The 21,434-nt window shown below is 57.7% G+C and carries 13 protein-coding genes and 9 pseudogenes; 12 read left to right on the forward strand and 10 right to left on the reverse strand.

The window, feature by feature from the left end:
• From RAD15_RS42540 to RAD15_RS42575, 8 genes and pseudogenes are all read left to right on the forward strand, one after another.
• Positions 1 to 120 (forward strand): annotated as a pseudogene (locus tag RAD15_RS42540) (ArsR family transcriptional regulator); the annotation flags it as partial.
• A 615-nt stretch (positions 121 to 735) separates the two neighbouring features.
• Positions 736 to 1,789 (forward strand): annotated as a pseudogene (locus RAD15_RS42545) (IS5 family transposase).
• Positions 1,790 to 1,948: 159 nt separating this feature from the next.
• On the forward strand, positions 1,949 to 3,610 hold the full coding sequence (locus RAD15_RS42550) for an MFS transporter (RefSeq protein WP_458184642.1): 1,662 nt from the start codon (positions 1,949 to 1,951) through the stop codon (positions 3,608 to 3,610).
• Between the two features lie 123 nt (positions 3,611 to 3,733).
• Positions 3,734 to 3,929: pseudogene (locus tag RAD15_RS42555) on the forward strand (FCD domain-containing protein); the annotation flags it as partial.
• A gap of 168 nt (positions 3,930 to 4,097) precedes the next feature.
• Positions 4,098 to 4,443: pseudogene (locus RAD15_RS42560) on the forward strand (Dabb family protein).
• A gap of 132 nt (positions 4,444 to 4,575) precedes the next feature.
• Complete coding sequence (gene pabB / locus RAD15_RS42565) at positions 4,576 to 5,970, forward strand: aminodeoxychorismate synthase component I (RefSeq protein ID WP_458184643.1); 1,395 nt, start codon at positions 4,576 to 4,578, stop codon at positions 5,968 to 5,970.
• Complete coding sequence (locus tag RAD15_RS42570) at positions 5,967 to 6,542, forward strand: anthranilate synthase component II (protein ID WP_458184644.1); 576 nt, start codon at positions 5,967 to 5,969, stop codon at positions 6,540 to 6,542. Before pabB ends, RAD15_RS42570 begins: the two co-directional genes overlap by 4 nt.
• Positions 6,543 to 6,752: 210 nt before the next feature.
• Complete coding sequence (locus RAD15_RS42575; RefSeq protein ID WP_458184645.1) at positions 6,753 to 7,010, forward strand: hypothetical protein; 258 nt, start codon at positions 6,753 to 6,755, stop codon at positions 7,008 to 7,010.
• Positions 7,011 to 7,273: 263 nt separating this feature from the next.
• Here RAD15_RS42575 and RAD15_RS42580 read toward each other — a convergent pair.
• Positions 7,274 to 8,286 (reverse strand): annotated as a pseudogene (locus tag RAD15_RS42580) (alanine dehydrogenase).
• A 746-nt stretch (positions 8,287 to 9,032) separates the two neighbouring features.
• Between RAD15_RS42580 and RAD15_RS42585 the strand changes: the two are divergent.
• Positions 9,033 to 9,392 carry a helix-turn-helix domain-containing protein gene (locus tag RAD15_RS42585; RefSeq protein ID WP_458184646.1) on the forward strand — a complete coding sequence of 120 codons (360 nt, stop codon included), beginning with the start codon at positions 9,033 to 9,035 and terminating at the stop codon, positions 9,390 to 9,392.
• 164 nt (positions 9,393 to 9,556) lie between these two features.
• Entirely contained in the window at positions 9,557 to 10,180 is a 624-nt protein-coding gene (locus RAD15_RS42590; protein WP_458184647.1) for an acyl-homoserine-lactone synthase, read from the forward strand.
• On the opposite strand, the pseudogene RAD15_RS42595 reads toward RAD15_RS42590, so the two are convergent.
• The 7 genes and pseudogenes from RAD15_RS42595 to RAD15_RS42625 all read right to left on the reverse strand — a co-directional run.
• A pseudogene (locus RAD15_RS42595) lies at positions 10,113 to 10,352 on the reverse strand (DUF2274 domain-containing protein); the annotation flags it as partial. The gene RAD15_RS42590 and the pseudogene RAD15_RS42595 sit on opposite strands and share 68 nt — an antisense overlap.
• A gap of 5 nt (positions 10,353 to 10,357) precedes the next feature.
• A pseudogene (locus RAD15_RS42600) lies at positions 10,358 to 10,504 on the reverse strand (TrbI/VirB10 family protein); the annotation flags it as partial.
• A 644-nt stretch (positions 10,505 to 11,148) separates the two neighbouring features.
• Positions 11,149 to 11,349: a hypothetical protein gene (locus RAD15_RS42605; RefSeq protein ID WP_458184648.1), complete on the reverse strand. Its 201-nt coding sequence runs from the start codon at positions 11,347 to 11,349 to the stop codon at positions 11,149 to 11,151.
• Between the two features lie 356 nt (positions 11,350 to 11,705).
• A complete protein-coding gene (locus tag RAD15_RS42610) occupies positions 11,706 to 11,972 on the reverse strand; it encodes a DUF3551 domain-containing protein (protein ID WP_458184649.1) in 267 nt (88 codons plus the stop codon).
• A 404-nt stretch (positions 11,973 to 12,376) separates the two neighbouring features.
• Positions 12,377 to 12,817: a hypothetical protein gene (locus RAD15_RS42615; RefSeq protein ID WP_458184650.1), complete on the reverse strand. Its 441-nt coding sequence runs from the start codon at positions 12,815 to 12,817 to the stop codon at positions 12,377 to 12,379.
• 794 nt (positions 12,818 to 13,611) lie between these two features.
• Positions 13,612 to 13,941, reverse strand: a complete 330-nt coding sequence (locus RAD15_RS42620) for a DUF6894 family protein (protein ID WP_458184651.1) — start codon at positions 13,939 to 13,941, stop codon at positions 13,612 to 13,614.
• A 597-nt stretch (positions 13,942 to 14,538) separates the two neighbouring features.
• Positions 14,539 to 15,617 (reverse strand): annotated as a pseudogene (locus RAD15_RS42625) (IS701 family transposase).
• 440 nt (positions 15,618 to 16,057) lie between these two features.
• Here RAD15_RS42625 and RAD15_RS42630 point away from each other — a divergent pair.
• Both RAD15_RS42630 and RAD15_RS42635 read left to right on the forward strand, forming a co-directional pair.
• The gene (locus RAD15_RS42630) at positions 16,058 to 16,282 is read left to right on the forward strand and encodes a hypothetical protein (RefSeq protein WP_458184652.1); all 225 of its coding nucleotides are present in this window, start codon (positions 16,058 to 16,060) and stop codon (positions 16,280 to 16,282) included.
• A 1,145-nt stretch (positions 16,283 to 17,427) separates the two neighbouring features.
• A pseudogene (locus RAD15_RS42635) lies at positions 17,428 to 18,616 on the forward strand (diaminopropionate ammonia-lyase).
• 228 nt (positions 18,617 to 18,844) lie between these two features.
• Here the strand turns inward: RAD15_RS42635 and RAD15_RS42640 are convergent.
• The gene (locus RAD15_RS42640; RefSeq protein WP_458184653.1) at positions 18,845 to 19,084 is read right to left on the reverse strand and encodes a hypothetical protein; all 240 of its coding nucleotides are present in this window, start codon (positions 19,082 to 19,084) and stop codon (positions 18,845 to 18,847) included.
• Positions 19,085 to 21,062: 1,978 nt separating this feature from the next.
• The coding region (locus tag RAD15_RS42645; protein ID WP_458184654.1) for a hypothetical protein at positions 21,063 to 21,434 on the reverse strand (372 nt) is incomplete at its 5' end.

Consider the following 21,434-nt stretch of genomic DNA (forward strand, 5'->3'; position numbering starts at 1 on the left):
CAGTTCACCCGGCGCTTCTTCTATGAAAATTCCGACATCAAGGGCTTCAAGACCATGGTCGTGATGGACCGCGTAAAGGCTGGATTTGCCATTCCGATCGAGACTCCAGACGAAGCTTGACGAGACACTGAAGCCTTACGTCGCGCATTAGCCTCCTCTCGCTCTTTTTCATCGCTCCCGCGCTTAGAACGCGAAAAACCCGCGCGGGCTCTCCTTTATCGTCAAGATATTCGAGGCAGGAGCTACCTGTCCAATGGAGCAGAAGCCGCATCGCTCTGCGGAATTGATCCTGCAGCTTAAGGACCCGCCGTCGCATGTGGGGCTGCACCTACACTCCTGATCAAGAAGATCAAGTGACAAAGTATCGTGATCGATTGACTTTGTCCTCAATCTTCGGAGATGCGCGGAGACTTGCTAAGCAAGTGGCCGTGCCGAGCGGTTCGCGCACGATGATATTCGCGAGGCCGTACGGTCGGCGCTTCTTCTCCCTGATCAGCGAGATTTGTCTCTTATCGCAAGGACATCCTATCAGGACTCTATTAGGGCATGAGCCGACCTTATGAGGTTGTCCCGGGTCAATCGCGCAGAGGCGATGACGCAATTCGCTGGCACACTTGCAAATGGCCGATCCTTCCGAGCCGTCACTGATCTGGTCTAGCAGTCTGCTGAAGAACCCCCTCGCCACGGAGTGGGCTTGATGATTCACTTTATCATCTCGATTCGGTGGAGGCGATCATGCGCGGCAGGTTTACCGATCAGGGCGGCCTGTTTTCGTATATTGCGCCGGATAAGCGCGTTCCAGCGAACCATCCGCTGCGGAAGGTGCGGGAACTTGTCCGGGATGTTTTACGCCAGCGAGGGACGCCCTTCGATCACTCCGGAGCAATTGTTGAGCGCCTTGCTGCTGCAGGTGTTCTACGGCATCCGCTCGGAACGCCAGTTGATGGAGCAACTGGACTACAATCTCTTGTATCGTTGGTTCGTGGGACTGTCGCCGGACGATCTGGTCTGGGACCCGACTACCTTCACCAAGAACCGGGAGCGGCTGCAGAACGGCGAGGTGTTCACGAAGTTCATGACCCGGCTTCTGAACCATCCGCAGGTCAAGCCGCTGCTGTCGGACGAGCACTTCTCGGTGGATGGAACGCTGATCGAAGCCTGGGCTTCACAAAAGAGCTTCCGCCCCAAGGACGGCAGCGGCGACGATGATGACGGCGCCAACTTCCACGGCCAGAAGCGCAAGAACGATACCCATGCGAGTACCAGCGACCCGGACAGCAGGCTTTGTCGCAAGGCGGCCAGACGAGAGGCCAAGCTTTGCTATATGGGCCACGCCACCATGGAGAACCGGCATGGGCTGGCGGTGGCCGGCAGGGTCACGCATGCCAATGGCACCGCCGAACGCCGGGCTTCGGAGACCATGCTGAAGGCGAGACGCAAAGCTGTCGGCCGCCGCATCACGGCCGGTGAGGACAAGGCGTACGATACCGCCGACCATGTCGCCAATCTTCGCGCCATCGGCGTGACGCCGCATGTGACGCAGAACCAGGCCATCACCAAAACCGGCAAGACCCGCAACAGTGCCATCGACGAACGAACGACCCGGCATCCGGGATATGGCATGTCGCAATCACGCCGGGCGATGGTCGAGTGCATCTTCGGATGGGGCAAGCGGCACGGCACCATGCGCAAGACCAAGCATCGGGGCATCGCGCGCGTCGCCGCCGACTTCCTGCTCAATCTGATTGCCTATAACCTGATCCGCATTCCTAAACTGCTTGCCGCTTAGCCACCCCGCGTCAGGGTCACCCAACAACAGGCCAGAAAATTACATCCAACCCCACCGCGCTGCCCTAACAATCACTGCCCAGAACAAGAAAACTCTCCAGTTCAAGGTTTTTCAGCAAACTGCTAGAACTAAGCTATTGGAGGTGAGACAGGAGCCAAGATGACTCATACGCCTTCCGCCCGAAGCTTCAAACTCGAGGGCGTCACAGGGCCCCTGCGCTATCCTTTTTTCCGGCGTATCTGGCTGACGAGCTTATTTTCGAATCTGGGCATCCTGATCCAGGGTGTCGGCGCGGCTTGGGCGATGACGGAGATGACGTCATCGGCTGATAAAGTCGCCTTGGTGCAGACGGCGTTGTTGCTGCCGGTGATGTTCATTGCGATCCCGGCCGGCGCGATTGCCGACATGTATGATCGCCGCACGGTCGCGCTCGTTGCGCTATCAGTTTCGTTTTGCGGTGCGACGGCGCTGACTGCGCTCGACTGGTTTGGCATTACCACGCCGATGCTGTTGCTCGTGTTTTGCTTTGTGGTAGGCAGCGGCATGGCGCTAATGGGACCGGCCTGGCAATCCTCCGTCAGCGAGCAGGTGCCGGCCGAGGAGCTGCCGGCAGCAGTTGCGCTAAACGGCATCAGCTACAACATCGCGCGCAGTTTCGGGCCTGCGATCGGCGGCATCGTAGTTGCTACCATAGGTGCCATGGCGGCTTTTGCGCTCAATGCGATTCTCTATCTGCCGCTAATGATAGCGCTATTCCTTTGGAAACGTTTGGCCGAACCATCGCGGTTGCCGCCTGAACAGCTAAGCCGAGCGATCATCTCTGGCGTGCGCTACATCGCGAATTCGCCCGCCATTAGGATCGTAGTGACACGTACGATGATAACCGGCCTGATCGGTGGCTCGATCCCGGCGCTGATGCCCCTGGTCGCTCGCGATCTCCTACATGGCGGGGCGCAAACTTATGGCATCATGCTGGGAGCTCTCGGAATTGGGTCGGTCATCGGGGCGCTCAACATCGGCGAGGTGCGCAAGCGCATGACCGGTGAGGCTGCGGTGCGCGCCTGCACCCTTTCGCTGGGCTGCGCTACGGTCGCGGTCGCGCTCAGTCGAGAGGCGACCCTGACCGCCGCCGCGTTGGTCCTAGCAGGTGCCGTATGGACCATAATCTGGACGTTGTTCAACATCGGCGTGCAGCTCTCCGCGCCGCGCTGGGTCGCGGGCCGAGCCGTTGCGGCCTGGCAGACCGCGTTTTCTGGCGGAATTGCGCTTGGCAGCTGGGGTTGGGGGCGCATCACCGATCAGGCTGGCGTCCAAACTGCACTACTTATATCGGCCACTCTGATGCTGCTCTCGGCGCTGCTCGGGCTATGGATGCGCATGCCGCGGATCAACGCGCGGGGCGAAGATGCCGAAATGTTGGCCGATCCCGAGGTGCGGCTTCCGCTCACTCATCGCAGCGGCCCTCTAGTCGTCGAGATCGAATATCGCGTTGCCCAGGAAGATGCGCGGGCATTCCATAGCTTGATGCAGGACGTGCAGCTATTTCGGCAACGCAATGGAGCATACGGCTGGTCTATCGCCCGCGATATCGCGGATCCCGAATTGTGGACCGAACGGTATCACTGCCCCACATGGCTGGATTACTTGCGCCAACGCAATCGTTCGACGCGGTCGGAGCGCGCACTGGATAGGCACGCCAGTGATTTCCACATCGGTCCTGGGCCCGTGCGCGTTCGCCGCATGTTGGAGCGCCCGTTCGGATCGGTGCGCTGGAAGGAGGACGTGCCAGACCGCGCAGCGAATGAAGTTCTGCCTGAATGAACATTTCTGTGCGTGACCGGCGTTGTAGTCGGATTTATCGATGCGAGCATGGTTAAAAAAAGCGCGGCAGAGGCACGGGGGCGAACCTATCGAGATCGTGCACATGGACTAGTTAGCTCCGATAGCCTCGACGGACTGCGGCTTGCAAATTCCCGATTGGTGTTCGCGATGGGACGCAGCAGCGGCTGGCAACCACGATCGAATTAGGATCACCGCCTGATTCTGCAAGCACTGCGAGCGCGCAACCTCGACCAAGCCTGCAACCTTTCTCGGGCGCCACATTCAGACCATTGAGTGTCTCGCCCTTCCAGCATCCTGACCACGAAGGAAACCTTGCGAGCTCAATTGCAAACCGCTCGCGATTCCAAATAGTCAAATTTGCCGACCGTCCTCCCACGCGACGCGGCGTGCCACGGCAGCCATTGCGATTAACTCGTTTCCAAGATATTTATGCAATGTGCTTGCGACAACACTTCTAAGAAGCGTCATGATCCGCCACATCGTCCTATTCAGCGCCAAAGATAGGGCGCGTATCGACCAAATCATCGAGGACCTATCGGTTCTCACTACAATCCCATGTGCACGCCGGCTGGAGATTGCGCGCAATCGCAAGACCGACCAGATCGGCAACGACATTGATGTGGTAGTCTATGGTGAGTTTGACAGCGAGGCGGAGCTCGCAGCGCTACAAAGCGCATGATCTATACCAGGAATCGATCAAACTGGTGCGACCACTCCGGGAACTACGATTCGCAGCCGACTACGCTGTATCCACAGATGCGCGGTTCGTATCCACCCCAGTGGTCAGCCAGACTGGTCGGCGCCCTGTATAGAGTGGCGAGGATTAGCCCGATAATGGATCTCAAGCGCTTGCGAGGCCAAGCCGATCGTCGATCTCGGTGACGCCCGGATCACAATCCAGAGCGGCTATTAAAGCGCGGAAGTTGCCGCTAACTGAGCACGCGATGCACGTACGCGAACTGAAGTGGATTGATCCGCTAACAGCAATGCGCTGTCTCGCGCATCGACGACACCTGACCTTTCTCGATAGCGCCGCAAAGCAAGACATGCTTGGTCGATATTCATATCTGACCTGCGACCCGTTCTGCACTTATGCGGTCGCGGACGGACAGGCAAGCTGCAATGATACCGCACTCAATGGCGATCCTTGGGCAGGTCTTCGCGGCCTGCTTGAAAAGTATCCGCAAGAGCATCGTCCCGACCTCCCGCCGTTCCAAGGAGGCGCCGCAGGTTTCTTTGCCTACGATCTGAACAGGCTACTGGAGCGATTGCCGGCGCCGTCAATTGCCGGTCAGGGTCTGCCGCAATCAATCCTGCACTTCTATGACGTCGTCCTCAGCTTCGACCACCGCGACAACAGATGCTGGATCATCTCGACCGGATGGCCGGTGCAAGATCTGCCACAGAGAAGCGAGCGTGCACGCCGTCGCGCCGATGAATTTGTAGCCCTGCTTGCCGCCCCGAGGCCGCAGCGTAGCGATACACCGGCTACGGTTGGCGCATGGCGCTCGAATTTCAGCCGTGAGACCTATATCGCAGCGGTACAGCGGGTCATTGACTTGATTCTGGCTGGAGACGTCTTTCAGGCCAACATCGCGCAGCGCTTCAGCGCACCTCTGTCGAGCTCATTTGATCCGCTTGCCTTCTACTCCCAGCTACGGTCATTAAACCCCGCCCCCTTTGCGGCCCTCCTGCGGTACGGCAAACTGACAATTGCGTCGAGTTCGCCGGAACGTTTCCTAAAGCTTGATGGACGACACGTCGAAACCCGCCCCATAAAGGGCACGATCGCACGTTCGGTGTCTTCCCTCGAAGACCAGCACCGTGCCCAATTGCTTCTTAGGTCGGAAAAAGACCGTGCCGAGAACATCATGATCGTCGATCTCCTGCGCAACGATCTCTCGCGCGTTTGCACGCCGCATTCGGTCGACGTTGCAAGCCTGTGCGGCCTCGAAACATATGCCTCCGTGCACCACCTCGTCTCGATTGTTAGAGGCAAGCTTGCACGGGACCAGGACGCGGTCAGCCTGCTTCTAGCGTGCTTTCCGGGAGGCTCCGTCACAGGGGCGCCCAAAGTGAGATCGATGGAAGTTATTGCTGAAATAGAGCGCGTGGCGCGAGATATCTATTGCGGGGCGATCGGCTTCTTTGGCTTCAATGGGCAAATGGACACGAACATTGCGATTCGTACCGTGACGATCAACGACGGACTGGCTGTTTTTCATGCAGGCGGCGGCGTTACGGCAATGTCCGATCCAGAGGCCGAACACGAGGAGACACTCGCCAAGGCGCAGCGGATCTTTGCCGCATTTCGTACCGAAGGATCTGGTGCATTTTGATTGTTATCATCGATAACTACGACTCCTTCGTCTTCAACATTGCTCGCTACTTCCGCAAGCTTGGAGCAGAAACGGAGGTTGTCCGGAACGACGTGGTCAGCGTCAGTGATATTATCCGCCTAAAGCCGCGGGCAGTGGTGGTCTCCCCCGGTCCTTGCACTCCGAATGAGGCCGGAATATCCACCGCGGTCGTTCGTGAACTCTCAGGTTTTGTCCCAATTCTCGGCATCTGCCTCGGGCACCAGTGTATTGGGAGCGTTTTTGGCGGACGCATCGCGCGTGGACGTCGCCCCATGCACGGTCAATCGTCTTACGTAAACCACGACGGTCGAAGACTGTTCAAAGACCTGCCGTCCCCACTTCGCGTTGGTCGCTACCACTCTCTTGTTGTTGATCTCGATGAGTTGTGCGCGCCGCAGCTGATGGTCGCGGCGCGGTCGAACGAAGGCGAGATCATGGCTCTCGCACATCGCTATCAACCAACCTACGGCGTGCAGTTCCACCCCGAATCGATACTCACCCAACAAGGAGATCTACTGCTTGCAAACTTCTTGCGGATAGCTGAAGCGTGACCATCGAAAACCACGGAGTACGTCCAGGGCGTTCGACCGTGGATGGGTCCGGACCGGCTTGAACGCGTCACTGAGGCGAAGAACTCCCGAAGCTAAAGCGATGGGATCGGGATCTACTGCACATCCCTTGCGCAGGATTCAGTGCCAGGATGTGTTCGGACACATCCCTGCTAATGGCAAGCACTCGACGCTGTGGGGGTAGGAAAGTCGTTGTCTGGATCGAAAAAGCTGCTCTTGGCGATAGCCAGCCAGCGCTCAGCCTCGAACTTTTTGAGAACGGCGCCGCAAACCAGTTGGCGTATGACGTCAAAGCCGGTCGAAGTGTCGTTGGTAAGCAACAAATTCCGCGTGGGCAACGCGGAACTCGATATTATCGGGCATCAAAAGCAGCCCCCCTCTTCAACCGCTGAGAGCACCGTCGGCCATTCCTTGGGCTCCATGAACCGATCGAATTTTCTGGTGGATTAGGTCTGTTTACGGTGAGGATCGCGAGGAACGCGGCGACGGGGTTGAGGAGACCGGCAAAGCAGGGATCGGGTCTTTTCAAAGCAGGTCGCGATGCGTCTGAATCCCTTAGGCGCCTAGCTCGTCGCCCGCCCCTGACCATCATCCGGCTGGGTAGACGACTGCCTCCAAGCTGTCGCTCATACGCGGCACACAAAAAAGCGGCCAATCCCGAAGGAGTGGCTCGCCAAGTCTGGGAGGAAAGCCCCACGAGGGGACCTGTGGGATCAGGCGGCGGCCTGATCGATCGGTGAGAACGGAAGGCCGAGGCTCTCGGCCACGGCCTTGTAAGTGAGCCGCCCTCGATAGACGTTGAGACCGGCGCGCAAATGAGGATTTTCGAGCACGGCGCCAAAGCCCTTATTGGCCAGAGCCAAGCCAAAGGGCAGCGTGGCATTGTTCAATGCTTGACTTGAGGTGAGCGGGACGGCTCCCGGCATATTGGCGACGCAGTAATGAATGACGCCGTCCACTTCGTAGGTCGGATCAGCATGTGTGGTCGGACGAGACGTCTCGAAGCATCCGCCCTGATCGATAGCCACATGCACGATCACGGAACCCTTGCGCATAGAGCCTAGCATGCTGCGGCTAACGAGTTTCGGGGCGCTTACTCCCGGAACGAGTACTGCACCAATCACGACGCCCGCGGAAAATACCTCGTCCTCAACCGCGTCAATTGTCGAGAACCTGGTACGAACGCGACCGAAGCCGGGGTATCGACCGATCGAGGATTGTGACCTCAGCACCCAAGCCTGCGGCCATCCGTGCGGCATGCGCACCGACGACGCCGCCTCCGATCACCACGATACGGGCCGGCTGGACACCTGGCACCCCGCCGATCAACAACCCACGTTCTCCAGTATATCGCTTCAGGGCGCTGCCTGCTGCTTCGATCGCAAGCCTGCCAGCCACCTCGCTCATGGGCGCAAGGAGAGGAAGCCCGCCGTACGCATCGGTGACGGTTTCGTACGCGATCGCCGTGCAGCCAGACTTCAAGAGGCCCTTGGCCTGCTCCGGGTCCGGAGCAAGATGTAGATAAGTGAGGTGAACACCTCGCGAGCGGAGCCTAGGATTGTGGCGCCGACGTTGCTATAATATCGTCTGTCGCGCCAATACCAGCGCCGGCATTCGTCTCAACCAGCACGGTGTGACCGGCGGCCACATATTCCCGGACGGCGCTGGGTGTCAGGCCCACGCGATATTCGTGCGTCTTGATTTCCTTTGGAACACCGACCTTCATATGCAATCTCCTTAACCTCAAGACTGTTCTAACCGGAAGTGCGGTACGAAACCCGCACCGACCTGGGGAAGTTGCGCAGAAGTTAGCCCATTTTTCTCACTGAGACGCAGGATTCCGGAGGAGAGAGCATGCGGCGCAGGCTCGCTGAATAAAAGGGCGGTCCGGGCCGACGTGCCGAGCAGATGCCCGCGACTGCGATGAACGAGCCCAGCGCGAGCAGATCGTTGCCGGACACCACTTGCAGAGCCTTATCAGCGCGCCTAATCCTGATCTGGCACGGACCCGCTGCCAAGCAATGTTTGTTCATCCGTGATGTATCGAGTCTTTCAAAGGTTTGCGGATCGGCTAACCGAAAGCACTGACCGAGATGCTGCTCAGCAAAGCATGGCCGAGATCGCGACCGCGCTAAATCTGCCTTGCTTTGCTTACCTGGCTCTAGCCCAGAAGCCAGGAAGCCCCCCGAGCCTGATTTCGACATATCCCACGTCTTGGGCAGCCAATAGTTGCGGCGCAACTACGAGTCCGTCGACCCGGTGGTGCGTCAGGCGATCCGCACTAACAAACCCTTTCGCTGGGGGTCTTGGGTTTGGACCACCCGTGCGATCGGAATGCGAGCGCGAGCTCTTTGAAGGGGCCGCCAAATTCGGTATTCGATCGGGACTCACGTTTCTGTCCACGATAACAAAGGTGCCGTCGCGGCGCTAACCTTTGCGAGCGATGAACCACGGATTGATCTCGGCCGGTCCATGAAGCAGAGCACCAAGGTTCTGCAGCTGCTGGCGATGTTTTTTCATGCGCACGCGAAGGGCATGTTGGAAGCCGACTGCACGGTCGGCGGCGTGCCGTTGTCTCCTCGCGAATTAGAATGCCTCGAATGGTCGGCACGCGGCAAGTCTGCTTGGGAAATCGGAAAGATTCTCGGCATATCTCCAGGCTTTCATCGCGATAATGCCAGAGCGAAGCTCGGCGTTCGAACGGTTCGTCAAGCGGTCGTACGGCTGGTCCAAGCAAAATCCCGAAGAAGACGGTCGATCTCCTGCATCACGATGGGAGCTCCGAAAAGATCTTCAATTCTCTTTATAACCGAGAACTGCCGAATGGGATGAAAGGGGAACTCGGCGTCGGCTCGCTTCATTAGCGGTCGCAGAGCACCGATCAAAATTACCGAAAATACTTGGATTGGCGTTTGTAACCACCTGTGCATCTACACAGGATGCCCTTGCGGCGACTTCTGCTTTGATTTGCGAAACAAAGCAGCGGGACAGCAATGATGCTGCTCATAAAGCCAGACCGCTATGGCGATTACGTCCTCGATCTCGCCGAGATGCACCGGCTGCGCTATCGCTTCTTCAAACAGCGCCTTCAATGGGGCGTCCAGATCAGCGGCGACATGGAAGTCGACGAATTTGACATCCTTGGGCCAGTGCATCTATTGCATCGCTCAAGTGATGGACTGATCCAGGGTTGCGTTCGCGTGCTGTCGACCGGTCCAACAATGCTGAGAGACACCTTCCCAATCCTTCTGGAAGGGCAGCCCGCGCCACGAAGTGAGCAGGTCTGGGAAAGCAGTTGCTCTCGACGTTCCGCCAGATGCGCCGAAGGCGAGCGGCGGACTGCGACCGCCACTTACGAGCTTTTCGCGGGCATGGCGGAGTTCGGGCTTTCCATTCGATTGACCGAAATCGTGACCGTTACCGACGCCCGCATGAAGCGCACTCTTCGACCTGCGGGATGGCCCCTTCGCCCGATCGGAAAGCCTCGACCGCTCGGAAACACGATGGCGGTGGCAGGGTGTCTGGAGGTGTCGACGAGTGCGCTGGAGCGTATCCGTCGCCTCCTCCCGCGGGATGACGCGCTCGGCGAGCTTTCAAGAAACTTTTATCCGTCGCCATGAACCGAGCCACCATGGGGGCAATGAGTTTCACCGGGTCGCTGATTGGCTGTCCAGTCTCGCGTGCCAAAATCTCGGAATAATCCGCAAGATCCTGACGGACATTCGCCGGCAGTTCGAGTGTCACCTTGACCGGCGTATCGTCCTCGATCGCACCGAGCTTGAGCTTATTCATCATCTTCATCCTCTGTGGGGCTCGAGCACCAGGTCACGATTAACGATCACGCGGACCGGAGATCCCGGACGGATCGTCAAAGTCGGTTGAATGTTGAGATTGCGGCGAACCAGCTGTTGACCGGTCTGATTAGCCGAATCCCCCGCCCCATGGACGCAATCTCCATGACGGGCAGCGGAAGACTCTCCTCCGGTCCTCTACCCGTCACGGCCAACGCCGCTCCGCTCCGCTCCTGCATCGTCGATTGCCGATCGCTTAACGAACCTTCGCTTCCTCCGCAGCTTCAGTCAGGGATGAAAGCCGAAGGGTGCAAACCCGGCAGACCGCCGGGGGTTTCAGCGAAGCCGACAGCCCGGTCCCGATAGGAAGACGCCCCCACAGGAGATGTCAGGTCCTGCCGCGCTTACACAAAGCTCTCCTCATCAGCGCGACGAGCAACACTAAGGTCATCAATTCTGATTCCGTTTTACGATCAAATGAAGGACCCTATTCGCGATCACGACTACTGGTGCGAGCGCGCCATCGAAACCCGCGCAAAGCCGATCCCAACTTGGACCTGGGAACGAAAGTGAGACGACTCGAGGTCGCCACCGACGAATTTGATCGGATGGCCGAACGAGCCAAGTGTTGGTAGACGGCGGACGAGCTGAAAGAGTAAGGTCGGAAATGACAGCCACGAAGTAAACGACTGCGAGACGAATAGCAGCGCTTTGCTGGTCGATGATGACATTTAGCGATCGGACCTCTGCAGGACCGGCTCCGTGGCACCTCAGTTACAAGATCATACTTGGCAAGGCTAGCGCCACATCACCGGGGCCTTGGAAAGAGCGTCGCGACCGATCTGTTTTAGGCGGTCAGGTCGTATTTCACCTGTGGTCGCAGCTTCCAGAATTTTCGAGGCGGCATCGGTGCGAGCACCGGTATCGTACCGGGAAAGATTCTTGCAGACGTCGTTGAGTACTACCCGCAGGAGCGCAGCGGTGGGGGCATCCAACATTTGGAGATCTCCCTCATTCTCTAGCGGGTAACGTCGCGTGATTTCGCACTAGGAGCGCCACGTGGACAGCTACCCAAGATAGAACAGTCGTGAAGTCAGCATAGAAGAAGAAGCTGACAAAAACGCAACAAGCAGATGTCTGTTCGACACTTGCGCGTTGTTTCCTTGTTTTGAATTGAATTTGAATTGAAGGGCGACGCGTCCCGATGCACCTCAGAAGACCTGCATCGCGCAGCGTACTCGAACTGGGGACGACCGATCGGGCAGAAGTGCAACGTCTCTCAACCTTGCACGGCAGGTCGATTTATAGGAGCAATCCTCAGACTGATGTCTCGATCACGCTTGACGATCACACATCAGCGCAATTGTCCTCCTTGTCGCTGGAACGCGTAGATCGGATTCATACCGCAATAGGCGTAGGTGCCGGATGCGGTGGCCATGCACTGGTCATAGGTCGAGAACTGGCAATTGCCTGGATATCCCCAGGTACGTCCCTGCAGGCAATAAACGTCCTGCCGAGCCGGGGGCATGTACGAACGCCCCCGCGGAGCGGCGGTCGAAGGCGATCCAAAGCCGACGAGGATGGGAAGTGCAAGCACACCGATAAACAGAAGGTTGCGCATGAGATCTCTAGCCTCCGTTAATTCTTGCTGAAGGATAGAGTATCCGGATTTGATTCAATGGCAAATAGTCGGTCGCCGTCCGTCGGCCGATCGTCTTCGAAAGAAGCTCGAGTGTGACGGAGCCCCGAGTTCAAAGCAGCAATCCTGCTGTTTGTAGAAACGAACGCATCTTTCCAGCGTGATGAGGTGCATGTGCGGCGCAAAACGAGGGCAAACAGTGGATCGAGCTTGAAAACTCTCGCGCGCCGGAATGAGCCGGTTCGGGACAGCGGCGAGTCTACCGTTTATCGACGACCGAAACGGCGGAAAATTCACGCCCTTTAGGTTGGCCGTCGAGCACGTATGCTCGGGCTGCACGACTTAAGGGACTTGGCGGGGGCTCATGAACGGTTCAGCGAACTCTTCTAGGTGATCGGCCTGATCCGGCGCAGCAGCGAATCGGCATATTCTTCGCGCTCGCACATGAAGCGCTCTTGATGCGCTTTGAAGCTCTCGACCCGCTTCCTGATCTCATCGCGTTCGCTGGCGCCATAGTCGGGCACGCTGAGACCATCCCGCTCGTCGACTTCTTTTGGCTGCGGCCGGGGTCGCTCAATCTCCACCTTCAACGATTTGGCGAACGCCATCGTTTCAGCGACGAGTGCATCGAGTTCGCTCTTCCAATCATGCATTGACGCACCCCCCGCACGACTCGGCCACGCTAGATGAGCCGGTTCATCACAAGCCAGGCTGCGACCATGGCGCAGACGCCAATCGCCAGATAGGGCAGCCCAACCCTCATCCGCTTCTCCTTGAAAAAGCCGCCGACAATACTGCCGGCGGCCCTCCGGGTTCAAAATGCTCATCGTGAAAAAATGCAGTCCAGCCCCGGGTGAAAGCGATCCTAGACGCAAAACGCGTCGTTTCCTAGGTTTGCCGTTCAGGAAGCTTAACGCAGGGGGCCGATGCGGTTCCCGCTGGGGAATAGGGCGCGGCGTCCGGGAGAGATTTCCGCCTCTCTTACAATCATGTGCTATCGGTCCGGATCTGTTTTCGGGTCGCTTGCATCAAGGCTCGTAACGGTCTTGTCTCGACGCGATCAGCCGTATCACGGCAACCGCAAGACGTGTTGGTCAACATCAACGGGCCGGTGGCGCGGGTACATCGTGAACTGGATTTCTAAGCTAGAGATTTCGAAATGGCGGATTGTGTGATTGTACGGGCCTTGGGGAAGCAATTGGACCACTTGCGCGAAGAGGCGTCGCGCATTGCCCGAGAGAAGGCGCGCATTTTTGCTGAGAGGATGCGGAGGCGAAAAGGGCTTTTGTCGTGATCTGCGAAGATTTTGGTATTCCGCACAGAGACGCGTAGCACCCAGAGCACTTGCGCGATGGCCGAGGGGTGGTGATCAGTCCGTGCTCTTTGCAAGTGGGCTAGAACACTGGCAGGCACGATCCACCGCCGCCACTAAAGGGGCCTCCCTCGCTACCTACGCTTGGCAAACGACTGCGTCACAACATGGGCCGCCATTCGGCAGCGGCTCGCGAGCTTTGACCTTCAAAGCTAGTCAGCTAAACTCTGCCATAGTTCTGGTTGCACGAACGCGCTCATAGATCCGCGAATTCGGCTGTCAATCGGCGTCCGAAATTGCATTTCGATCTCAACCAAGTCCTATCACGTCGCGCTGTTCGATCTCGAAGCTAACTCTTGCCTCCAAGATTGGGCCACGATCATCGCGAACTTCAACTGCCATGCGATGCTGCGGCCCGCCTCCGCCCCATCCGCCAGTTATCTCCGAGAGCGCAGCGGTCGCCTCCTGCCGTGCAGACTCGATGTCCGGCAGCTCTACCCCTTCATCGTCACGGATGAATTGGCTGCCATCGCGAAGATCAAAATAGTATCTCTTCATAGCAACCGACTGGTGCGGCGACCATCGAACAACTCCTGCAGCTCCAGATGATCTGCCTGCGCCCTTGGGGTTCTGCTGCATGGTCCAGCTCCAATCATTTCCTCCGGCGCGCAAAAAAGGCAGCCAGTATGTTGGCTTTAGATCAAGACAAAGGTCAGGAGGCTCGAGTAAAGCAGCGCGATGCCAGCCGCAGTCAGTGCCAGGAGACTTCCCGAGACAAGGTCGTGATTGGGCATGCATAACGCCCTTGGTTACATCACAGAATGAGAGCAGCAACTCGCTGCCGTCGTAGCTAGATCGGCCAACGCGCAGATTACTATTTGAATCGAGCGCACTATTCCTGCTGTTACCATGAGTAAATGCATTTTTTCAGCACGATCACTAGGCCACTCGCCGCCTTGCGGCGAAGAAGACGCTAAGGATTGGACATCTCCGGCATTACGGGGGTCAGGCGGCGCGATCGAGCAGCTCTTTGGCGTTGCCCTCTAAAGAGAATCAGAGTGCGTTAATTAAGTACAGACCCCAACACTACAGTTGCAATTTTTTCCTGAGATGGCTTTGCGCGCGTTTGCCTGATGAGCCCTGCGCCAGGACGACCATGCGAGGATGTGGCGTGCGGGATGCGCCGCTGGCTTAGCTTCATGGCGAGGCGGCGGATTTCCTAGATCGACCAGCGGATCAAGAACGAGGCTTCGGTCGAGGCCGCGGTCGCGTTTTTTTGGGCAATGGCCCGGTGTTGGCCCGATGACGGATGACGGCCATCATGGCGAAGGCAAGCATGACGAGTGAGACATGGCGATGCCAGCCATGCCAGGAGCGGGTTTCGTTGTGATCAAGGCCGAGTTCGTTCTTAGCGGTTTCGAAGCTGTCCTCGATAGCCCAGCGATGGCCTTCCACCGACACCAGCTTCTGCATGGACGTGCCCTTGGGGCCCCATGTGGAGAAGAAGGCCAAGCTGCCGTCGGCAATGTTGCGGCGGATCAGAAGGCCCCGCGTCCATTCCCCGGCAAGCTCGTCGTTGTATTCACTGGCGTCGAGATCGGCCAATTCGAGATAGGCCCAGTCGTGCCAGCGCGGACCTTTGGTCCCTCCACCGGACGACAGGCGGCGCCAGGCCTTCTTGGGAAGGCTCTGCGCGATCGCGGAGGCGGTGCCGGCGAAGGCTGCTGCTTGCCCCAGGAACGGAACACATGATTGGAAGCAACACCCAGAACATAGCCTTTGCCGGCCTTGCGCAGTAGGGTTTCGATCTCTCCGGTGCCATAGACGCTGTCCGCCGCCACGAACGAGAACGGCACCTTTACGGCGATCGCGCGAGCGATCATTTGACGCGCGATCTTGGGCTTCGTCGCAAAGCCAATATCGCACGGTACAGGCGCTGCCTTCAGGCGAGCGGGTTCGTCCGTCCATTCCTTTGGCAGGTAGAGCGCCCGGTCGATGAAGGCATGGCCATGCCGCGACACATAGGCGGCGAACACCCCGATCTGGCAATTGGTGATCTTGCCCGCCGAGCCGGTGTACTGGCGTGCGACCCCGCACGAGGGCTTGCCCTGTTTCAAAAAGCCGGTCGCATCGATGACCAGGACCGCGTCCTCATCACCAAGCGTTTCCAGCGCGTACTCCCGCCTCAGATTCTTCCACTTCGTTACACAGGAGGGACTGATCTGAAGCGCTTCGGCAATCGAACGAACTGTCTCGCCGGCGTCAGCTCGCGCCAGAGCACGTTCGCGAATATCTTCCGAGAAGGGTCGCGTCATCCATGCTGGCCCCGTTCCCCAGCATGGAGTTTGAATCAGAAATCCTCCCAATTCGGAATCCCGATTCTGATAAAAAACAACGTGCTCTAGCAGAAATACGTCGTATCACGCCCGTCAAACGCCGCTAAACGTCCTGGTTGCAATGTTAACGTCCCTCGCCGATCGGCTGGGGGAACAAGTATGGTTAAGGCATTTCGCAATACCGCCATAGTATTCACTTTTGTCGTAGGCGCCGGCAGCAACATAATTTGGAACTTACTGGATGACTACCTCGCCTGCTGCCTTGCAGTAGCCGCTTCAGTCACCGCCGGCTTTTGCGTAGAGCGCGCCTTCATCAATCGGTCCCATCGCGAAATGATCCGTCGCCACGGCGCGGACTGGCAGGCTGATAGCGAGCGCATAGGGTCTGGCGGACCAACTACGACGGCGAAGCAGAGACAATGACAGTCGATCGGAATATCACCGCGACCGGCACGAAGTGGGAGATGCCCAAGCTGGAGGTGCTCGATTGCCGGGCACCGTTGCGAGCCTATGCGCCGGCGATCGAAACATTGCGCGCCTGGTACGCCGTGCAGTCGACCGTCAATACCGTCGCGCTCTACGACGCCGCAGCCGCGCTGTTCGGCTCGGATTTCGACCGGGCCGAATACCATGAGGTCGAGTGAATATGTCTGATCTCGACGCGCTTGCCGTTGCGCAAGCGCGATGCCGAAGTCCAAAGCCACGCCTCGCGCGTGAAGTCCCGGCAGTGCAAAGTGCAATTCGATTTCGGCATCGTCTCACATTGACGAGACACGCCATTTTGGGATTTCCCCCCACAACTCTACCGACGTTGATACCAACAATTTGCCAACGCTGGCGGAGTTTTGCCGGGGAAAACGGTAGCGGGAGCATGCCCGGTTCAAGACTGATCAGTGTATCTTTCGTCGATACAACCGGCGGAACAGCAACATGCGCGCCCCACGCTTCGAGGACCGAGGGCTTCGAATTGAGCGATGACATATTTCCTTACGAGCAAGCGATCACTGAAAGCGCTAAAGCCACCTCCGAAAGAATCTCGGCACAGCACCAGCTCGATTAGGAGGACGGGTGCTGGCCCGAATGAGAAGGGAGTCGATTTTGGACCGGAACGCAGTTCCCGAACTAGTTGAACTTACCATGAGCGTCACTAGCGCGGAAGAATGACGGACGAAAGCAACGTACACGTGGATTTGCGAGTTGGCCCTGCGCAAATTGAAGGACCCAACGACCTAAGCATCTCCGTTTCCGTGAAGCGGCTTACCCTGAGTCTCGATCTATCGGGATTGCACATTGCTCCGAACTCGCGATTTGGCGAACTTGTTCAGCCCAATATCGATACCCAGGAAAAAACGAGGAAGGCTGAGACTTCGATCGAAGGCTAAATTAAGGGTGATGCCGGGTTTATCCGCAGGAGAACAACCGAAGGAGAGACATCCTTGAATCGCTCCCTCTTTTTGGTGGTCGATGTTTGCTAGAGCTGTGAATCGGCATGGGGTCCCGACGCCGATCGGCACGATAAGCCACTGACACCATTGACCTCGGCGGGGTCATTCCATGGCGCCGATTCACACTCCGATGAAGTGCGGGCGCCGACAGCATCGTTTTTGCGTAATTTTGTCGGTCCCTCAGTCTCACTTCAGGGCGTCGAGAGCCAGCAGCGAGGCTGCTGGTCAGCCGTTCAGGAGCTTTGCAGCCCGGACTTGTGACCACCGTGCGCTCGCAATGCAACGCCTATGCTCGAGAACAAACGTTTGATATTGAGCCACTGTTGGCGGAAGAGAGTCGAACGATGTTGCTTCTCAACAGGCATCCCAATCACCGAGCCATCCTGGATGTCTCCGATGCGGACACCTTGAGTGTCAAGGCCGCTCGCGAAGTCGAGCGCTTTCTCAGGTATCGCGAAGGTTACAAGGAAACGCCGCTCCTTTCATTAGCAGGCCTTGCTCGTGAGATTGGCGTGGGTTCGATTCACCTCAAGGATGAGGGTCATCGGCTCGGTCTTGGCAGCTTCAAGGCTTTGGGCGGGTCCTACGCCGTGATCCGGCTGGTGCTGGAGGAAGCAACGCGGTGGCTCGGCCGAGACGTTGATGTGTCAGAGCTGCAAACTCCTGAAGTGAAAGCGGTAGCCCGGGAATTGACGGTATCGTGCGCCACAGACGGCAATCATGGCAGATCAGCTCGTTGGGGCAAAGTGCGCCATCTTCGTTCATTCAGGAGTCAGCGACGAGCGCATCACCGCGATCGCTCGCTTTGGTGCCCAGATGATCCGGGTCAATGGCAACTATGACGACTCCGTCGCCGAGGCGTCGCGAGTTGCCGCGGAAAACGGCTGGCTCACAGTATCTGATACATCTTGGCCGGGCTACGAGCGTATCCCGGGCTTGGTGATGCAGGGATATACCGCCCTTGTAAGCGAAGCACTGCGCCAGTCGCCCCAAGTCCCGACACAATTGTTCGTCCAAGCGGGTGTGGGGGGTATTGCTGCAGCCGTCGCGGGGTATTTTTCAGTTGTGCTAGGCAAGAACCGCCCCTTTTTCACGGTTGTCGACCCGGCGCGCGCAGCGTGTCTCTTTGAAAGCGCGCCGGCTGGACGCGCTGTGAAGGTAGATCATGGGCAGTCGACCGTGATGGCGATGCTCGAATGCTACGAACCGTCGCTCGTCGCCTGGCGCATCCTTTCGCGCACAGCGGATGCCTTTATGACTGTCGACGACGAAGACGCAATCAGCGTTATGAGACGGCTTGCGAATCCCAGAGACGCCGACCCTGCTGTCGTTTCGGGCGAAAGTGGTGGTGTTGGTCTCGCGGGCCTTCTGAAGGTCGCTTCCGACCAGACCCTCCGAGACAAGGTGGGTCTCGAACGAGATGCTCGGGTCTTCCTGATCAACGCCGAGGGCGCGACCGATGTCGGCCGCTACGACGAACTCGTCGGTATGTCTTCAGCACAGGTGTCTCTGACGAGCACTCCACGCGACTAAAAAGCTGCAGGAGCGTGCGTGACGCAGCGCCAGTTCATCCGGCTCGCCAAACAGCTTCGGTTGCCGGCGACGTCGAAGTTGAATCGATCCGTGGCCCACTCTGCGGAGGCTACGCACTGGTCCCCTTTGAACGTCTGTTATCTGAGGGTACATCGAGGAACCTCGTAAGGCACGTCGTTGCCTTCCCAAACCGCACACCTTCGAAATCGTGCGCCGCTAAAGACACGCTCACTCTTGTCGCCTCACCCATGACGGGATCGGATCGAGCGGCCTGCGATAGACTTCAGTGTTTTCGGCGCTGGTAACTCGAACCGAACAGCCTTTAGCCTTCAGCTCCGGATGTACAATTGACAGTTCGATCGCAAGTTGGTCCGCTCGATCGGCGGCAAGCTCAATATTCTCGAGGATAAGGCCGCCTTGATTTTTGTGCTCCTGACCAATTACGACCTCAAACGAGTAGTACGGCATCCGAACGTCTCTCCATTTCTCGAGTAGTTTCGATGAGGCGCACTTCACGATCCGCTCAGTACTTGTGAGATGGCCGGCTCATTACATGGAGCCGAATTCCAAAAAAGCCGGCGCCACGCAAGATTTTCGGGAACTGGGCTCATCTCGATCCTTCTGCAATAGTGCTATTGAACCTCCAACGTCCAAGCACGCTCGGCAAAGAGGCGTCTTACCAAAACGCGCAAACCTTGGAACGCCAAGGTCCTCTGTTCGATCGGCGCCGGGGTCGTTCGACGCGAGCCCGGTATTCGAAACGTTGGTCGGCACCCGGATTGAGCTCTCAAGCCGCCATTGGCACCGTCGAACGGACAAAGGGGCGGCCCCGCGCGGGCTTGGAAAGTGGGTGAGCATCAAAGCAGTGGTCCACGGCTGCGTGGGATGAGACGGCCACACTGTCAGGCTCGAGTGCAGCACATTTACCGAGCCCTCTCGCAGCTAGATCGCGCGCACGGGCACGATGATCGAGCCACGTAGTTCTTCTGTTGTAGACGAGCCCCGTCATTGAGTCCAAAGCGCACGGGACGGTTTCGATCTCGTTCGATCTGCGCTCAAGCGGCTGTCCGGCCGCACCAAAGGCCAGGTGCGAACACACCAGTTCGTTCCCGAGCTGCATGAGGTTATACTGCAACCGTATTCTTTGCAGCGTCTCTCGCTTGCTGCCTCGCACCAGTGCCTCTGCATATCTGCACATTCGGAGTCGGTAGAAATAGCGAGACATATTCTACTCCCATGGCACTTGCGCTTGCGTCTCGTGCGCTACGTCCGTGACGCTACACGGTAGCGAGATTTTGGTACTTGTTAGTGCGATGAAAGGGGCATCCACGCTTAAATTCTGCTCGCAATGCCTCTTTTTGTTGTACTTTCAGCAGGTCGACGCACTGTGGGTACTCGCCAATGGATGTCACGCCGACTGCAACGATCCGAACGACGCTGTCAACGCCACTGACCTTTTTCGTTCTCAGCTCAAATTATTCCCATTGGTCCAACTAAGGCCTGCACATCTAGCTGCGCGGTGCGCGAATTTTCAGGTTGCGCCCAATTTCGGGAATCCGTCCTTGGCGACGCTGGCGCGCCACGCGCACCGCAGCGGCAGCGCTCGATGCCACGCATTCAGAACAAGGCAAGATCATGAACCTAGCAAGAGCGCTGCTTTCGTTCGTTTTGCGACTGGCAGGGACCCGTCGAGGGTGAGATCTCGGTGTCTGGAGTTGGTCCCCAACGCGAAGGCGCATAATTCCTGCAGGCATGAGCGCAAAAACGCACGATGCAATCGCGACACAAGATTAAGTTTAGTGCTCCGATGGAGGGGGCGTATTAGTTGATAAGCAACTGAGCGAAGCGCATCGTTTAAAAGGCGCCAATTCGGATTTTACGACACTAATCGTGCGGATCAAATTGATCTCAAACCGGTTTTTCCCGCTGAAACCGAGTGCTCATCCGGCAAGACAAATTAGTCGATTGAGAGACGTTGTATGGCCACCTCCAAGAAGGCGAACTATCTGCAACTATCTACCACTCAGGCTTTCGACGAGGATCACCGACTAGGAGCGCCGGCTCCCTATGCCGGAATCTACTGCTGCATAGACTGTCATCGCGAGATCGGCATTGCGTCACGACATGCACTGCCGCCGCAAGGCCATCATACGCACACACCCGATCAAGGACCGATCCGATCGGCGATTCGACTGTATACGCCGACCATAACCCCAAATGATTGAAGCGAGGTCCGACGGAAGTCGGACTTTTGTTTTTGCGAGCATGGAGAGATTGACGCCTACGCAGTCGATTGTCACTGTCACGTGGTGATACTGAGAGCATGGCATCTATGCGCTTCGTCCGGTTGAGGGATCGCTCAACTGAGCTTCTTTGAAGGCCAACAATGTTTGACGTGTACGTAAACGATAAGCATGAATTGCTGGTCATCGCGAAAGGATCTCCGTTAGCCCGCGTCGGAGCGCTCGGGAAATGGCGAAGAAAGAAAACACGGGTAATCAGCGTCAGTCAGGAGATCAGGTCGGCTGTTCAGAAGCAGGGCTACTACATCCGAAGGATGACTGACATCAGAAAGCATTAGGCGACCTGTCGGCTCCTTTCCGTTCAGCTTGAGCGGTTTACCCTCGATTCCCCGAGTGGATAAGGCGCCACTCACGCTCCACGACGCTTCAACGCGGCCCCCGTTGAAATATGTCAATCGGCCCTTTAATTGCGGATTGATGTCAACTCTCTTTTTGAGGCCATACGGCAAGACGGTAGCGCTCGGCCCGTTGAAGCGGGTCGGGGTTGCGGAGACGGGGCGAGCGCGGCTGGTAGA

The sequence above is a fragment of the Bradyrhizobium sp. 14AA genome (genome assembly GCF_054185205.1).

Bases quoted from the DNA above. Each gene is read 5' to 3' on its own strand.
- RAD15_RS42640 (WP_458184653.1), bottom strand. From the start codon at position 19,084: ATGCCGTACTACTCGTTTGAGGTCGTAATTGGTCAGGAGCACAAAAAT.
- RAD15_RS42585 (WP_458184646.1), top strand. From the start codon at position 9,033: ATGAAGCAGAGCACCAAGGTTCTGCAGCTGCTGGCGATGTTTTTTCAT.
- RAD15_RS42550 (WP_458184642.1), top strand. From the start codon at position 1,949: ATGACTCATACGCCTTCCGCCCGAAGCTTCAAACTCGAGGGCGTCACA.
- RAD15_RS42590 (WP_458184647.1), top strand. From the start codon at position 9,557: ATGCTGCTCATAAAGCCAGACCGCTATGGCGATTACGTCCTCGATCTC.
- RAD15_RS42610 (WP_458184649.1), bottom strand. From the start codon at position 11,972: ATGCGCAACCTTCTGTTTATCGGTGTGCTTGCACTTCCCATCCTCGTC.
- RAD15_RS42620 (WP_458184651.1), bottom strand. From the start codon at position 13,941: ATGCAGCAGAACCCCAAGGGCGCAGGCAGATCATCTGGAGCTGCAGGA.
- pabB (WP_458184643.1), top strand. From the start codon at position 4,576: ATGCACGTACGCGAACTGAAGTGGATTGATCCGCTAACAGCAATGCGC.
- RAD15_RS42615 (WP_458184650.1), bottom strand. From the start codon at position 12,817: ATGAGCATTTTGAACCCGGAGGGCCGCCGGCAGTATTGTCGGCGGCTT.
- RAD15_RS42605 (WP_458184648.1), bottom strand. From the start codon at position 11,349: ATGTTGGATGCCCCCACCGCTGCGCTCCTGCGGGTAGTACTCAACGAC.
- RAD15_RS42630 (WP_458184652.1), top strand. From the start codon at position 16,058: ATGACAGTCGATCGGAATATCACCGCGACCGGCACGAAGTGGGAGATG.